Source organism: Pseudomonas sp. B2M1-30 (genome assembly GCF_025447575.1).
In the GTDB taxonomy this organism is placed as follows: domain Bacteria; phylum Pseudomonadota; class Gammaproteobacteria; order Pseudomonadales; family Pseudomonadaceae; genus Aquipseudomonas; species Aquipseudomonas botevensis.
The window spans coordinates 510,038-523,539 of sequence record NZ_JAOEJT010000002.1 but is presented as its reverse complement, the minus strand read 5'-3'; the positions used below and the strand labels follow the sequence as shown (position 1 = coordinate 523,539).

General features: G+C 62.2%; 13 protein-coding genes. 8 read left to right on the top strand and 5 right to left on the bottom strand.

What is annotated here, in order from left to right:
• Window positions 1-25: 25 nt before the first annotated feature.
• Window positions 26-928, bottom strand: coding sequence for a LysR family transcriptional regulator (locus N8H74_RS06035; RefSeq protein ID WP_262146572.1), 903 nt, complete (start codon window positions 926-928; stop codon window positions 26-28).
• 121 nt (window positions 929-1,049) lie between these two features.
• On the opposite strand from N8H74_RS06035, the gene N8H74_RS06030 reads away from it, so the two are divergent.
• A complete protein-coding gene (locus N8H74_RS06030) occupies window positions 1,050-2,474 on the top strand; it encodes an aldehyde dehydrogenase family protein (protein ID WP_262146570.1) in 1,425 nt (474 codons plus the stop codon).
• A 15-nt stretch (window positions 2,475-2,489) separates the two neighbouring features.
• Here N8H74_RS06030 and yfcF read toward each other — a convergent pair whose 3' ends face one another.
• Together yfcF and N8H74_RS06020 are read right to left on the bottom strand one after the other, a co-directional pair.
• Window positions 2,490-3,122: a glutathione transferase gene (yfcF, locus tag N8H74_RS06025; protein WP_262146569.1), complete on the bottom strand. Its 633-nt coding sequence runs from the start codon at window positions 3,120-3,122 to the stop codon at window positions 2,490-2,492.
• 130 nt (window positions 3,123-3,252) lie between these two features.
• Complete coding sequence (locus tag N8H74_RS06020) at window positions 3,253-4,104, bottom strand: LysR substrate-binding domain-containing protein (RefSeq protein WP_262146568.1); 852 nt, start codon at window positions 4,102-4,104, stop codon at window positions 3,253-3,255.
• Between the two features lie 253 nt (window positions 4,105-4,357).
• On the opposite strand from N8H74_RS06020, the gene N8H74_RS06015 reads away from it, so the two are divergent.
• The 7 genes from N8H74_RS06015 to N8H74_RS05985 all read left to right on the top strand — a co-directional run bounded on the left by N8H74_RS06015 (window position 4,358) and on the right by N8H74_RS05985 (window position 11,943).
• The gene (locus N8H74_RS06015; protein WP_262146566.1) at window positions 4,358-5,197 is read left to right on the top strand and encodes a transporter substrate-binding domain-containing protein; all 840 of its coding nucleotides are present in this window, start codon (window positions 4,358-4,360) and stop codon (window positions 5,195-5,197) included.
• A gap of 3 nt (window positions 5,198-5,200) precedes the next feature.
• The gene (locus tag N8H74_RS06010; RefSeq protein ID WP_262146565.1) at window positions 5,201-5,935 is read left to right on the top strand and encodes an amino acid ABC transporter permease; all 735 of its coding nucleotides are present in this window, start codon (window positions 5,201-5,203) and stop codon (window positions 5,933-5,935) included.
• Complete coding sequence (locus N8H74_RS06005) at window positions 5,925-6,713, top strand: amino acid ABC transporter permease (RefSeq protein WP_262146564.1); 789 nt, start codon at window positions 5,925-5,927, stop codon at window positions 6,711-6,713. Before N8H74_RS06010 ends, N8H74_RS06005 begins: the two co-directional genes overlap by 11 nt.
• Window positions 6,700-7,536 carry an amino acid ABC transporter ATP-binding protein gene (locus N8H74_RS06000; protein ID WP_262146563.1) on the top strand — a complete coding sequence of 279 codons (837 nt, stop codon included), beginning with the start codon at window positions 6,700-6,702 and terminating at the stop codon, window positions 7,534-7,536. Before N8H74_RS06005 ends, N8H74_RS06000 begins: the two co-directional genes overlap by 14 nt.
• 15 nt (window positions 7,537-7,551) lie before the next feature.
• Window positions 7,552-8,148 (top strand): cysteine dioxygenase, encoded by a 597-nt coding sequence (locus N8H74_RS05995; protein ID WP_262146562.1) that lies wholly within the window; start codon window positions 7,552-7,554, stop codon window positions 8,146-8,148.
• Window positions 8,145-10,898 (top strand): cystathionine beta-lyase, encoded by a 2,754-nt coding sequence (gene metC / locus N8H74_RS05990; protein ID WP_262146561.1) that lies wholly within the window; start codon window positions 8,145-8,147, stop codon window positions 10,896-10,898. The genes N8H74_RS05995 and metC overlap by 4 nt, the downstream gene beginning before the upstream one ends.
• A gap of 268 nt (window positions 10,899-11,166) precedes the next feature.
• Window positions 11,167-11,943 (top strand): alpha/beta hydrolase, encoded by a 777-nt coding sequence (locus tag N8H74_RS05985; RefSeq protein WP_262146560.1) that lies wholly within the window; start codon window positions 11,167-11,169, stop codon window positions 11,941-11,943.
• A 70-nt stretch (window positions 11,944-12,013) separates the two neighbouring features.
• Here the strand turns inward: N8H74_RS05985 and yghU are convergent, their stop codons facing one another.
• Both yghU and N8H74_RS05975 read right to left on the bottom strand, forming a co-directional pair.
• Complete coding sequence (yghU, locus tag N8H74_RS05980; protein WP_217831169.1) at window positions 12,014-12,853, bottom strand: glutathione-dependent disulfide-bond oxidoreductase; 840 nt, start codon at window positions 12,851-12,853, stop codon at window positions 12,014-12,016.
• Window positions 12,854-12,962: 109 nt separating this feature from the next.
• Entirely contained in the window at window positions 12,963-13,499 is a 537-nt protein-coding gene (locus N8H74_RS05975; protein WP_262146559.1) for an AAA family ATPase, read from the bottom strand.
• Window positions 13,500-13,502 lie beyond the last annotated feature (3 nt).

Genomic DNA, 13,502 nt, shown 5'->3' with positions numbered 1-13,502 from the left:
TTGCTCGATCAACGCGCTGTCTGATTCAAGATTCAGCCAACCGCAGTTCATGCACCAGATCGATCAGTGCCCGCAACCGCGCCGGCACGAAACGATGCCCCGAGTAGTAAAGCCTCAGTCCGCCAAACGGCGGGCACCACTGAGTCAGCACGGGCACCAGTGCGCCGGTTTTCAATTCGTCCTGAATGAACCATTCGCAAATGAAACCGATGCCCAATCCAAGCTGCACCGCCTGCTTGATCGCCGGCAACTCATTGAAGACGAGGCGCACTGGCAGGTCCATTTGCAGTTTCTGCTCGCCGTGCTCCAGTTCCCAGTGATAGAGGCCGCCGTGGGCCATGCGCATGCCGATGCTCTGGTGATTGAGCAGGTCGCGCGGGTGCTCGGGCGTGCCGTGACGTTCGAGGTATTCGGGGGTTGCCACCACCCGCATGCGGGTGTCGCCCGAGAGCGGCACCGCGATCATGTCTTGTGGTACGAATTCGGCCAGGCGAATACCGGCGTCGAAGCCTTCGGCGACGACGTCAATCAGGCGCGACTCGCTGACGATATCGATCGACACCTCGGGATAGCGCCGGGCGTATTGGTCGAACAGCGGCACCAGCAGCAGATTCGCCGCGCCGTACGGGACGTTGATCCGCAGGGTGCCGCTGGGCTGGTCGGGGCCGGCGCCGATTTCCTCTCCGGCGCTTTTGATTTCCGCCAGCGCAGGGGCGATGCGTTCCACGTAGCGTTGGCCTGCATCGGTCAGGGCCACGCTGCGGGTCGAGCGATTGAACAGGCGCACCTTCAAGCGCGCCTCCAGCCCGGCCACTGCGCTGCTGACCGCCGTGGTGGACATGCCCAGTTCCTGCGCGGCACCGCGAAAGCTGTTGCGGCGGGCCACGGCCAGCACCACTTCCAGCTCGATCATTCCTGTCTTGTGCATGGATTGTCCTGAAATCAGGGATATGTCATCAGCGAAAGAGCGTCTTATCGAAACAGTAAAGCATTCCTAGACTCCGCTTCATACCGGCTCGCTCTCAAAGAGCCTCTGACGAGGAACGCTCATGCAACGCATCGAACACATCTACATCAACGGTGAATTTGTCACGCCTCACGGTCAGGAATGGTTCGACCTCCACAACCCGAGCACCGAAGAAGTCATCGGCCAGGTGCGGTTGGGCGATGCCCAAGATGCGCAGCGCGCCATCGCGGCGGCCAAGGCTGCTTTCCGCACCTGGTCGCAGACCTCCCGCGAGGAGCGCGTTGCGGTGCTGAAACGGATGCACGCCGCCGTGGCCGCTCGGGAAGACGAGTTGATGGAGGCCATCCTGCTGGAATACGGCGCGCCGCTGGTCCGTGGCCGCTGGATGGCGACGTATCCGGCCGATGTCATCGCCCAGGCGATCGATGCGCTGGAATCCTTCGCTTTCGAAGAGCAGGTCGGTTCGGCGAAAGTGATCCAGACCCCGGTGGGCGTTGCCGGTCTGATCACGCCCTGGAACAGCAATGCCGGTTTCATTTGCAACAAGCTCGCGACCGCATTGGCAGCAGGTTGCACCGCCGTCATCAAACCCAGCGAGATGAGCGCCCTGCAGACGCAGATCGTGATCGAAGCGCTGCACGAGGCGGGCTTGCCGCCGGGTGTGTTCAACGTCGTCAATGGTCGTGGTGATGTGGTGGGTGAGGAAATCGCCCGTCATCCGGATGTGGCGAAGATTTCGTTCACCGGTTCGTCCGCCGTGGGCCAGCATCTGGTGGGCGCCGGGGCCGCCACGCTCAAGCGCGTGACCCTGGAGCTGGGCGGCAAGTCGCCCACCGTGGTGCTCGACGATGCCGACTTCGCAGCCGTCATGCCGTTGGTCTTGGGCGCCGGTTTCCTCAACAGCGGCCAGGCCTGCATCGCCGGTACGCGCATTCTGGTGCCGCGCAGCCGCTTGGCCGAGTTCGAGCAAGTGGCGAAAGTCGCCGTCTCGCACATTCAGTCCGGTGACCCGCGCGATGCGCAAACCGACATTGGCCCGATGGTCAGCCGCAAGCAATGGGAACGGGTGCAGCGCTACATCCGTCTCGGGCAGGAGGAGGGCGCGACACTGCTCGCCGGTGGCGAAGGCCGGCCCGAGGGTTTGCACGCTGGCTGGTTCGTGAAACCGACGCTGTTTACCCAGGCCAACAATCAGATGCGCATTGCCCGTGAGGAAATCTTCGGCCCTGTGCTGACCATCATCGGCTATGAGGACGACGCCGAGGCAATTGCCATCGCCAACGACACCGATTACGGTCTCAGCGCTCTGGTTCTGGGCAAGGATCCGCAGCGTTGCGAACGAATCGCCCGGCAGATCGACTCGGGGCGCGTGCTCATCAACACCTTGTCCCACGAACCGCGCGCCCCCTTCGGTGGCTTCAAACACTCGGGGCTCGGGCGAGAAATGGGCAAGTGGGGGATGAGCGCGTATCTGGAGCCAAAGACCCTGCTTGGCAGTGCGGGCTGAGTCGACGGGTGACGTCTACAGCGCAGGCCGCTGCCGCGTCACCCACTCCTGCACGCTCGGCCGCTGCCATTGCCGTTGCGCGTACTCCACCAGTACCGGCGGCACGGCGTCGCCATTGAGTATCAGGCGGTTGAGCATCAAGGCCAGGTCGACATCGGCAATCGACCATTGGCCGAACAGGTGCTCGCGGCTGTCGGCCAGCAGCGCCTGGGCGGCGGCGAACAACTTGCGCGCGGCTGATTCGGCGCCGGGCGACAACGGCCCGGACTTGAGGCCATAAAACACCACCAGCGTGGATCGCTCCTGGCGGATGGGCAGCAAGTCACTGCGCAACCAGGCCTGCACTTGGCGTGCTTGCGCCCGTTGCTTCAGGTCCTGTGGGTAGACCGGCGACTGAGGAAACGTGTCCTCCAGATACTCGGTGATCGCCGACGACTCGGACAAGGCGAAGTCGCCATGGACCAGGGTCGGCACCCGCTGGGTCAGCGAAAGGCTGGCATAACCTTCTGCCTGGTTTTCGGCGGCGTCGAGGTCCAGCGTACTCAGTTCAAACTCGAGGCCTTTTTCACGGAGTGCCACGTAAGCCGAGAGGGCGTAGGGGCTGGTGAATTGGGCGTCGACATACAGGCGCAGCGGGGAAGGGTTCACGGGGCGATCTCCTTATGCATGGAAGGGACACGCTACGAGATCCCGGACGACAAATAAAATGCATGATTTTCATGGGCGTATTCCCGGCCGGAATACAGGGTTGTCGGCAGCTCCGACGCAAGCCGGACAGTCAAAGCCCCCGACTGTTTCTGATCAGCTCATAGGCGCGGCGCACCAGCGGGTTGACGGTGTTGGCGCGAATCCACAGGTGGTAGGTCACGTCCGGCAGGCGCGGCAGGCCGTCGTTTTCGCCGAGCACGCGCATGTCCGGGCCGAGCATTTCCATGCTGCGGGCGGTGACGCCCAGGCCTGCGCGGGTGGCCGCCTTGATGCCGATCAGGTTAGAGGCCAGATAGGCCTGGCGCCAGGCAATGTTCGCCCGCTCCAGCGCTTCAATGGCGTAACGCCGATAGATGCTCGGCTCATCCACCAGGATCAGCGGCAGCGGTTCGCCGGGGGTGTGCAGGTATTGCGCCGAGCAGATCCACCACACCGGCGAGGTGCGCAGGGCAAACCCTTCAAGATTCGGGTCGGAGCGGGTGGAAATAACCATGTCGACTTTGCCCCGGTGCAGATCGTCCATCAGGAACGGGCTGCGACCGACATCGATCTCCAGACGCAAGCGCGGCGCCGAGCGGGCGATGTGGCTGAGGATCGGCGGCAGGATGGTGTCGGCGATGTCGTGGGGCGAGCCGATGCGCAAGACCCCGCTCAAGCTGTTTTCCCGCAGGGAACTCAATGCGTCGTCGTTGAGCGAGAGCATTTGCCGGGCGTGGCGCAGCAACTGCAAACCAGATTCGGTCAGGTGTTTTTGTCGCCCGCGCTTCTCGAACAGACTCACGCCAACCTGTTGTTCCAGACGTTGCAGGTGCTGGGTGACGGACGACTGCGTGCGGTTCAGATGCACGCCGGCTTCGGCAAAACTGTGGTGATCCACCACGGCGATGAAAGTGCGCAGCAGTTCGAGATCAAGCGTCGACATGGCTCGGTTCCAGAAGGTGTTTTACATCAGCGGTGCAAACATAAGCATCACGTATCGTTATGTATTAGTGCGGATTTAACAATCGCTAATGCAGGAAATCCCAATAAATACTGGGATCTAAGGCTCGGGTGATTTTTCGCCGCGCGGCAAGTTATAACGATATTAGATCTTAGAATTTCCGTTGCCGATTCACTCTACCTACGATGCGACCCAATCGGATCGGCTTGGCCGATCGTCCATGAAAGGGAAGCCCATGTTGCTCAAGCGCGTGTCTGTTAAACGATTTTTGCCTGTGATGTTGGGTTCCTTGATTGCCTTGTCAGGTGCTGCCGCCAAGGCTGACGCGACGCTGGACAAGATCGAGCAACGGCATGTGCTGGTGGTCGGCGTGTTGCTGTCGGGTGGGCCGTTTGGCGGCATTGATCCAGCCACTCAGAAGCCGCGCGGGCTGAATGTCGATCTGGCGCAAGAGCTGGGCAAGCAGTTGGGAGCAGAGGTGCAACTGGTGCCGGTGCTGCCGGCCAATCGCGTGCAGTTTTTGCAGCAGGGCAAGGTCGATCTGCTGATCGCCAACATGGAATGGACCGCTGAGCGTGGCGAGATCCTCGGTTTCGTGCCGACGCCGTTTTACCGGGTGGGCGGTACGGCCGCCGTGCTCAAGGACAGCAAGATCACCCGCTGGGAAGACCTCAAGGGCCAACCGGTCTGCACCTCCCAGGGCAGCAGCTACATCAAGCCGCTGACTGAACTGGGCGCCGAGCTGAAGGCCTTCAAGAGTTCGTCGGAATCCTTGCTGGCGCTGCGCGGCAACAACTGCGTCGCGGCGGTACATGACGCAACGCTGATCAACCCGCTGATCGCCGACAGCAGCGAATGGCAGGGTTATCGAGCCATTTCCCCGGAGCTGAACCCGGCGCCGTCGGTGATCTGGACCCGTCGTGGCGAACAGGACACTCAGGCCCGTATCGATCCGATCATCAAGCAACTGCACCGCAGCGGTTGGCTGATCGACGCCCAGACCCGCAACCACATTACGCCCGCGTCACCGGCACTGGTGGAATTGCAAAAGCAGTTTCAAGCGAACGGCGCCTGAGTCATGGGGCACTGGCTTGAGCTTTTCGTCCACTGGGCGAGCGGCCTCGGTTTGAATTACGGCTTTTTGCTCGACGCCTTCCAGCGCGGCACCCTGGGGCAGGGCGCGCTGACCACGCTGCTGTTGTGCGCGTTCACCATCGTCGGCAGCTTGCTGGCCGGGGTCGCTCTGGCGGCGATGCTGACCTCGGGCAACCCGTGGCTGGCGAAACCGGCCCGGGTGTTCATCGAAGTCACCCGTAATACGCCGACACTGGTGCAACTGTATTGCGCGTTCCTGGTGCTGAACATGCTGCTGACCCAGGCCGTTGGCGCAGCCAATCCGCTGACGCCGTTCGCCTGGGTGGTGATCGTGATTTCCCTGCACAAGGGCGCGTTCCATGCCGAAGCCCTGCGTGCCGGCATCGAGACCGTACCGAGCGTGACGCTGGAAGCCGCCAGCTCGCTGGCCTTCAGCAAGCGGCAGTTGCTGTGGAATGTGCAATTGCCGCTGGCACTGCGCTTTGCCTTGCCATCACTGATCAACAACCTGATTGACCTGGTGAAAATGACCGCCGTGGCATCGGCCATCGCGGTGGGCGATATCACCTACGCCGCGATCATGATCTGGACCCAGAGCGACAACGTGCTGGAACTGATGATCCTGATCCTGGGCTTTTTCGGCCTGCTAAGTTTCTTCGTCAATTGTGTGGGGCGTTTGCTTGAAGCGCGCCTGAGGATGCCCGGTTATGGCCATTGAAGCTTCCGGCGTGGTGATGCCGGCCTGGCCGCGACGCCACCTCGGCAAACTGTTCCTGTTGATCGGCCTGGGGGCGGTGCTGCTGTATTTCGCCCTGCAAAGCCCGGTGTCCAAGGCTTTGCTGCAATGGTCGCCGGCACTGGCGCGAGGCTTTGCGCAGAACATATTGATCAGTCTGGTGGCGATCGCCATTGGCTCGCTGCTCGGGCTGTTGGTGGGTGCTCTGGCGTTGTCGCCGCTGCGTGGATTGCGCTGGCCGGCGCGGATCTGGGTGCAGTGCTTTCGTAATGCACCGTGGCTGGTGCTGATCTATTTCACCACCTACGTGTTTCCGTTCGAACTGCGCATTGGCGGTGTCTACTTCGCGTTTCCCGATTGGCTCAAGGTCACCATCGGCCTGGCCCTGCCGGCCAGCGCCAACATCGCGGAAATCTTCCGTGGGGCCGTGGCGTCGATCCCGGCCACTCAATGGGAGGCCGCGCGTTCGCTGGCCTTTACCCGAGGCCAGATTTTCCGCTCGATCATCCTGCCGCAGTGCTTCAAACGCATGCTGCCGCCGTGGATGAACCTGTATGCGGTGATCACCATGGGCACGGCGCTGGCGTCGCTGGTGGGTGTGCATGACGTGATCGACACCGCGCAGATCGCCAGCAACACCGTGAACAAGACCGGGTTCACCGTGGTGATCTACTTGAGTCTGCTCGCGCTGTTCTTCGCTTATTGCTATCCGATTTCCCGACTCACCCAAGCCCTGGAGCGCCGTTATGCCTTCTATTGAATCCGTCGGCGAACCGCTGGTCAGGCTGCGCGATCTGCACCTGTCGTTTACCGGCAACCCGGTGCTCAAAGGCATCGACCTGGACGTGCATCGCGGGCAAGCGGTATCGATCATCGGCCCGTCCGGCTCGGGCAAGTCGACCATCCTGCGCTGCATCACCGGGTTGTTGCAGCCCCAGCGCGGCAGTATTCGCGTCGGCAACACTGACGTGCACACCTTGCAGCAGGAAGCGCAGCGCATCGAATTGCGCAAGCGCGTGGGGTTCGTGTTCCAGCAATACAACCTGTTTCCGCACCTGTCGGTCTTGCAGAATCTGGTGGTGGCGCCGCGCAAGGTGCTCGGCCACAACCGCAGCGACGCCGAGAAAAGCGCACGCGCGCTACTCGCCAAGGTACGCCTGGAACACAAGGCCGATGCCTATCCGGGACAACTGTCCGGCGGTCAGCAACAACGCGTGGCGATTGCCCGTGCCTTGGCGATGCGCCCGGAACTGATTCTGTTCGATGAAGTGACCTCGGCCCTCGATCCGGAGACGGTCGGCGAAGTGCTGACGGTAATTCGGGAACTGACCGAAGAGGGCATGACCTGCGTGCTGGTCACCCATGAGATGCGCTTTGCCGAAGAAATCAGCGACGTCGTCTATTTCACCGAGAACGGCGTGATCGTCGAACACGGAAGTACCGCGCAGATTTTCCAGAACCCCGCGAGCGAGCGTACCCGAACCTTTCTGCGCCATGCTCTGGGCGATCCGGGCCGCCGTCCGGTGCTGGCGAACGACCCGTACCTGTTGAGCAATCTGAGCCGCTACAGCCTGTCTGTCTGACCCGAGGAGTTTTGAATGAGTACCGCAAACCGAGTCGATGTCATCGAGGATTTCCTGAAGAAAGTCCGCGTCATCAACCAACGCGGCGTCGACCGCGCCGCCCTGAAGGACATCGTGGTGTTGCTCGAAGCGCTGGCCGAGCGGCGTGATCTGTTCAATTTCGAGCAGTTCCCGGCGCCGGTGCCGGGGCAGGGCAGCACGGCGTTTCGCTACCGTCTCAACGATGACGGCGACACGCCGACGCTGTACCTGAATTCACTGCTGCCGGGCAAAAGCACCCTTCCTCACAACCACGAGACCTGGGCGATCATCAGCGCCGTGGAGGGTCAGGAAATCAACTACGTCTATGCCCGCAGTGACGAAGGCCGCGAGCCGGGTTACACCACGTTGCACCTGCAAAACGAAGTGGTCGTGCAGCCTGGCACATCGATTTCGTTCCTCGGCGAGGATCTGCACGGGATTCGCGTGGACGGCGAGCAGGCGACCTTGCATTTCCATCTCTACGGGTTGCCCCTCGAATCCCTCAACGGCCGTTACGGCGTCGAGGCCGACGGGCGCATTCTCAACTACAACGCCTCGCAAATGGCGCCTTCGATCAAGGCCTACTCATGAGCCAGAGCGTATCCCCGGAGCAGCTGCAGCAGTGGCTGTTCGACGGGCAGGAAATAGCCCTGTTCGATGTGCGCGAGCACGGCCAGTACGGCGAAGCTCATCTGTTTTACGGGGTCAATCTGCCCTACAGCCGACTGGAGCTGGAGGTGGCGCGTCTGGCGCCCGATCCCCGGGTGAGACTGGTGATTTACGACCAGGATGACGGGACGCTTGCGGCGCGTTGCGCAGAACGCCTTCAGGCGCTGGGCTACGACCGCGTACATCGGCTCGCCGGCGGTGCCGATGGCTGGCAAGCGGCGGGTTATCAGTTGTTTGCCGGGGTGCATGTGCCGTCCAAGGCATTTGGTGAGCTGGTCGAGGAAGCCAGCCATACGCCGCACGTCACCGCGCAGCAGCTGGCTCAATGGCAGGCGCGGGGCGAGCCGCTGGTGATGCTGGACGGAAGGCCGTTCGAGGAATATCGCAAGATGACCATTCCCGGGTCGATCTGCTGCCCGAACGGCGAACTGGGTTATCGCATTCACGATCTGCTGCCGGATGACAGCACACCGATCGTCATCAACTGCGCCGGTCGGACCCGCAGCATCATCGGCGCGCAGACCCTGATCAATCTGGGGCTGAAGAACCCGGTCTATGCCCTGGAGAACGGCACTCAAGGCTGGTATCTGGAAGATTTCCAGCTGGAACATGGCAGCACTCGCCGCTATGCCGAGCAGGTGTCCGGTGACGCGCTGGAGGTCCGACAACGGGCGGCCAATCGCCTGGCCGAGCGCGCCGGAGTGAAAACCGTCGAAGCCGCCGAAGTCGCCCGATGGGCCGGGGAATCAGGACGCAGTGTGTTTTTGTGCGACGTACGCACCGCCGAGGAATACGCCGCCGGCAGTTTGCCCGGCGCGCAGCACACGCCGGGCGGACAACTGATTCAATCCACCGATCTGTATATCGGCGTGCGGCGGGCGCGTGTGGTGGTGTTCGACAGCGAGGGCGTGCGTGCGCCGATCATTGCCAGTTGGCTGCGGCAATTGGGGCATGAGGCCTATGTGCTGGCAGGCGGCACGGACAGCGGTCTGGCGATCTCCGCGAGTACGGTTACCGTGCAGCAGAGCGTGCCGCTGATTTCGGCGCAGGCACTGGCCGATGCGCTCAAAGACCGAACCGTAGCCGTGGTGGATCTGCGTCCGAGCATGGTCTATCGCCAAGGGCATATCCCGGGTTCAAGCTGGTCGATCCGACCGCTGCTGGCGGCGGCAGTTGCTGGGGAAACACGGCCGTTGGTGCTGCTGGCCGACGATCCGGCGATAGCTGCGCTGGCGGTTCTGGAGTTGCCGGCGGCCCAGCGTGCCGAGGTGCGCTTGCTGGACGGCGGACTTCAGGCGTGGCGTGCGGCGGGCCAGAGCGTGCAGGCCGACGCGGGCGTCCCTGAGGATCGCGAGTGCATCGATTTTCTGTTCTTTACCCACGACCGCCATTCCGGCAACAAGGACGCGGCGCGTCAGTATCTGGCCTGGGAAATCGGTCTGTTGGCGCAAATGAGCGACGACGAAATTGCCAGCCTCAAACCGCTGACGGCACCTTCCCAGGCCAGCGAAAACCCGCGAGTACGCACCCGGTTGGTTCATGCGGCGCGTCCTGAAAGCGGTAGCGGCCCGCGTGGGGTCAACGTACCGGTCACCCGCCTGAGTACCGTGCTGTTCGACAACCTGGCGCACATGCGCGATGCCCGTCGGCGCCGCGACACCGAACGAGTGTTGAGCTACGGCGCCCGGGGCAATCCTACGGCCTTCGCCCTGGAGGACCTGGTCACGGCGCTGGAGGGCGGCTATCGCACGCGATTGTTCGGCACCGGTCTGGCGGCGATCGCGCAGACTTTTCTGGCCTACCTGCGCCCCGGCGATCACCTGTTGATCACCGACGCGGTCTACGCCCCGGTGCGGCGTCTGGCAGCGGAGTTTTTGCAGCCGTTCGGCATTCAGGTCGATTACTTCAAGGCCGACGGCAGCACGTTGGCGGCGCAACTGCAAAGCAACACCCGGATGGTCTACACCGAAGTGCCAGGCTCCTTGCTCTACGAACTCAGTGACCTGCCGGCCATCGCCGCCCTGTGCAAGCCCCGGGGGATTTTGCTGGCAGTGGACAACACCTGGGGCTCGGCTTACCTGTACCGGCCGCTGACGCTGGGCGCGGACATCTCGATCATGGCATTGACCAAGTACCTGAGCGGCCACAGCGATGTGGTCATGGGCAGCGTCTGCACTCGCGAGGACGTCTGGCAGCCACTGGCGTCGATGAGCGATGCCTTCGGTTCCACGGTCAGCCCCGACGATGCCTATCTGGTGCTGCGTGGTGCGCGAACCCTGGCCGCGCGCATGGAAGTCCATGAACGCCAGGCGCTGGAAATCGCCCACTGGTTACAGGCTCGTCCTGAAGTGACGCGGGTGTTCCATCCCGCATTACTGGAGCATCCCGGGCACGTGTTGTGGAAACGCGATTTCAACGGCAGCAATGGCCTGCTGTCGTTCGAATTGCAGCAAGCGGATACCGCTCAACTGGAACGCTTCATCGATGCGCTGCGGCTATTCGGCCTAGGCGCGTCCTGGGGTGGTTACGAAAGTCTGGTCACGCTCGCCGAGCGCCAGGAACAGCGTATCGAAAGCCCGGTGCTGCGCCTGCACATCGGTCTGGAGGATGTAGAGGCGCTGATTGAGGACCTGGAGCGTGGGTTTGCCGCAATGGAAAACTCCCGGGATTGAGTGCTTCCGGGTCCTGAAGGATGCGGGCGACATGTATCTCTGTGTATCCGCCCGCGCCAACGATACGTGCCGATTCTTTTACCCCTGTCAGTGACACACACGAGATACCTGCGCGACGTCAAATGAGCTCCAACGAGGCAACACCAGTTGCCTGGTTGGATCTTTCAACGTCCGGAGACATCGTCATGAACTGGTAAGCCTTCGCACCACCTCATCGTTTGCCCCGAAGGACATCATCCGCTTCGCTCAATCGCTCAAGGAGTTCGCAATGAAAAAACTGATCACGGCATTGGCGGTCGCCGGCAGCCTGTTTGCAGGCGCCCACGCTTTCGCCCAGTCCGAAAAACCCACTGTCGTTCTGGTACACGGCGCCTTTGCCGATGCCTCCAGCTGGAACGGCGTGGCGAAGATTCTGGAAAAGGATGGCTACGCGGTGGTGGCAGCGGCCAATCCATTGCGCAGCGTCAAAGGAGATGGCGCAGAGCTTTCCGCGCTGCTGGCGAGCATCAAGTCGCCGGTCGTACTGGTCGGGCACTCCTACGGCGGCAACGTCATCAGCGAGGCGGCCAATGACCGGCCGAATGTCAAGGCACTGGTGTACGTCAGCGCTTTCGCGCCGGAGCAGGGCGAGACCGTCGCCGGGCTGGCCGGCAAGTTCCCGGGCAGCACCCTCGGCCCGACGCTGGCGGCGCCGGTCGCACTGGCTGACGGCGGCAAGGATCTGTACATCCAGCAGGACAAGTTTCATGACCAGTTCGCGGCCGACGTGCCTGCCGCGCAAGCGGCGCTGATGGCGGCGACGCAACGCCCGGTCACTGAAGCGGCGCTCAACGAACAGTCCGGTGCCCCGGCCTGGAAGCACATTCCGTCCTGGTACATCTACGGCGACAAAGACAAGAACATTCCACCGCAGGCGATGGCGTTCATGGCCAAACGCGCCGATGCCAAAGCGGTAGAAGTGGTGAAGGGTGGCTCCCATGTGGTGATGGTTTCACACCCGGAGGCGGTTGCCCGACTGATTGAAAAAGCGGCGGTCGCGAAGTAGTTCGCGCTCGTTAAAACAACAGGGCCTCAGCCGGGATGCGGCTGAGGCCCTGTTTCATATACGAATAGGATCAATCCAGATCAGAGGCCTGATGCCGTTCCGGCAACTGTTTGTCCTCATCGCCCCAGGTGCGGTTGACCCGCTGCCCGCGCAGTACCGCCGGCCGCTTGGCGATTTCTTCCGCCCAGCGCTGCACATGGGTGTACTCATGGGCGGCCAGGAACTCGGCGGCCGAGTAGACGTTGTTGCGCACCAGTTGGCCATACCACGGCCAGACCGCGATGTCGGCGATGGTGTAGCTGTCGCCCGCCAGGTATTTGCTCTCGGCCAGGCGTCGGTCCAGCACATCCAGCTGCCGTTTGGCTTCCATGGTGAAACGGTTGATCGCGTATTCGAACTTCTCCGGGGCATAGGCATAGAAATGCCCGAAGCCGCCGCCCAGATAAGGTGCCGAACCCATCTGCCAGAACAGCCAGTTCAGGGTTTCGGCGCGGCCGGCCGGGTCCTTGGGCAGCAAAGCGCCGAATTTTTCCGCGAGATACAGCAGGATCGAACCTGATTCGAAGACGCGAATCGGTGGTTCCACGCTGCGATCCAGCAGCGCCGGAATCTTCGAGTTCGGATTGACCTCGACAAAACCACTGGAGAACTGGTCGCCCTCGCCGATGCGAATCAGCCAGGCGTCGTACTCGGCTTCGGTGTGTCCGAGGGCCAACAGTTCTTCGAGCAGGATCGTCACTTTCACGCCATTGGGCGTGGCCAGCGAATACAACTGCAACGGATGTTTGCCAACCGGCAGGGTCTTGTCATGGGTCGGCCCGGCCACCGGGCGGTTGATACTGGCGAACTGTCCACCGGACGGCGCTTCGTGTTTCCAGACCTTGGGCGGAACGTAAGACGCTTTGCTCATGAAGCAGACCTCATTGTTTGCTGGCTGAGATGTCGTAGACCCGGGTCAGAACCTCGGGTTCCTGCCTGACAGGACACCACAGAACAGCAGCGGATTGCCAATGAAGTCTCTATTCTTGGCAAGTCCCGGGCATTGCGCGCAGCCCTTCGACAAACGCGGCGATCTGTCGTTTGTCCCGCAGGTGCAATACCGGAATCTCTGGCGCGATGGCAAAGCGCACCGACTCGATACCGGGGCGATAGGCGCGATCAAAGGCCCAGACGAACCCAAGAAATGTCAGGAAGGCCCGGTTGAGTTTTTCCGTGCAGCCGGCTGGCAGGTCGGGGCGAGGGCGGTTCATGACGCTGCGGATGAACACCCGAATCAAGCAAGTGAGGCGCGGCGTATCGAGCCAGATGATCAGGTCTGCGCGCGGCAGGCGCAGGTCGAATGTGCGTCGGGAGTAGTTGCCTTCGCAAATCCAGGCATCTGGCATGACCGCTTCGCGAACCCGTTCACGAAACTCTTCTGCATCGGGTTCGGTCCAGTCGGGTTCCCAGAACAGCGTATCCAGGTGCACCACCGATAGCCCGAGGCGTTCGCCGAGTCTGCGGGCGAGGGTCGATTTGCCACTACCGGCATTTCCTAGAATCACAATCCGTTGCATGGA

Bases quoted from the DNA above. Each gene is read 5' to 3' on its own strand.
- N8H74_RS06005 (WP_262146564.1), top strand. From the start codon at position 5,925: ATGGCCATTGAAGCTTCCGGCGTGGTGATGCCGGCCTGGCCGCGACGC.
- N8H74_RS06020 (WP_262146568.1), bottom strand. From the start codon at position 4,104: ATGTCGACGCTTGATCTCGAACTGCTGCGCACTTTCATCGCCGTGGTG.
- N8H74_RS06030 (WP_262146570.1), top strand. From the start codon at position 1,050: ATGCAACGCATCGAACACATCTACATCAACGGTGAATTTGTCACGCCT.
- N8H74_RS05975 (WP_262146559.1), bottom strand. From the start codon at position 13,499: ATGCAACGGATTGTGATTCTAGGAAATGCCGGTAGTGGCAAATCGACC.
- N8H74_RS06015 (WP_262146566.1), top strand. From the start codon at position 4,358: ATGTTGCTCAAGCGCGTGTCTGTTAAACGATTTTTGCCTGTGATGTTG.
- N8H74_RS05995 (WP_262146562.1), top strand. From the start codon at position 7,552: ATGAGTACCGCAAACCGAGTCGATGTCATCGAGGATTTCCTGAAGAAA.
- N8H74_RS06035 (WP_262146572.1), bottom strand. From the start codon at position 928: ATGCACAAGACAGGAATGATCGAGCTGGAAGTGGTGCTGGCCGTGGCC.
- metC (WP_262146561.1), top strand. From the start codon at position 8,145: ATGAGCCAGAGCGTATCCCCGGAGCAGCTGCAGCAGTGGCTGTTCGAC.
- N8H74_RS05985 (WP_262146560.1), top strand. From the start codon at position 11,167: ATGAAAAAACTGATCACGGCATTGGCGGTCGCCGGCAGCCTGTTTGCA.
- yghU (WP_217831169.1), bottom strand. From the start codon at position 12,853: ATGAGCAAAGCGTCTTACGTTCCGCCCAAGGTCTGGAAACACGAAGCG.
- N8H74_RS06010 (WP_262146565.1), top strand. From the start codon at position 5,201: ATGGGGCACTGGCTTGAGCTTTTCGTCCACTGGGCGAGCGGCCTCGGT.
- N8H74_RS06000 (WP_262146563.1), top strand. From the start codon at position 6,700: ATGCCTTCTATTGAATCCGTCGGCGAACCGCTGGTCAGGCTGCGCGAT.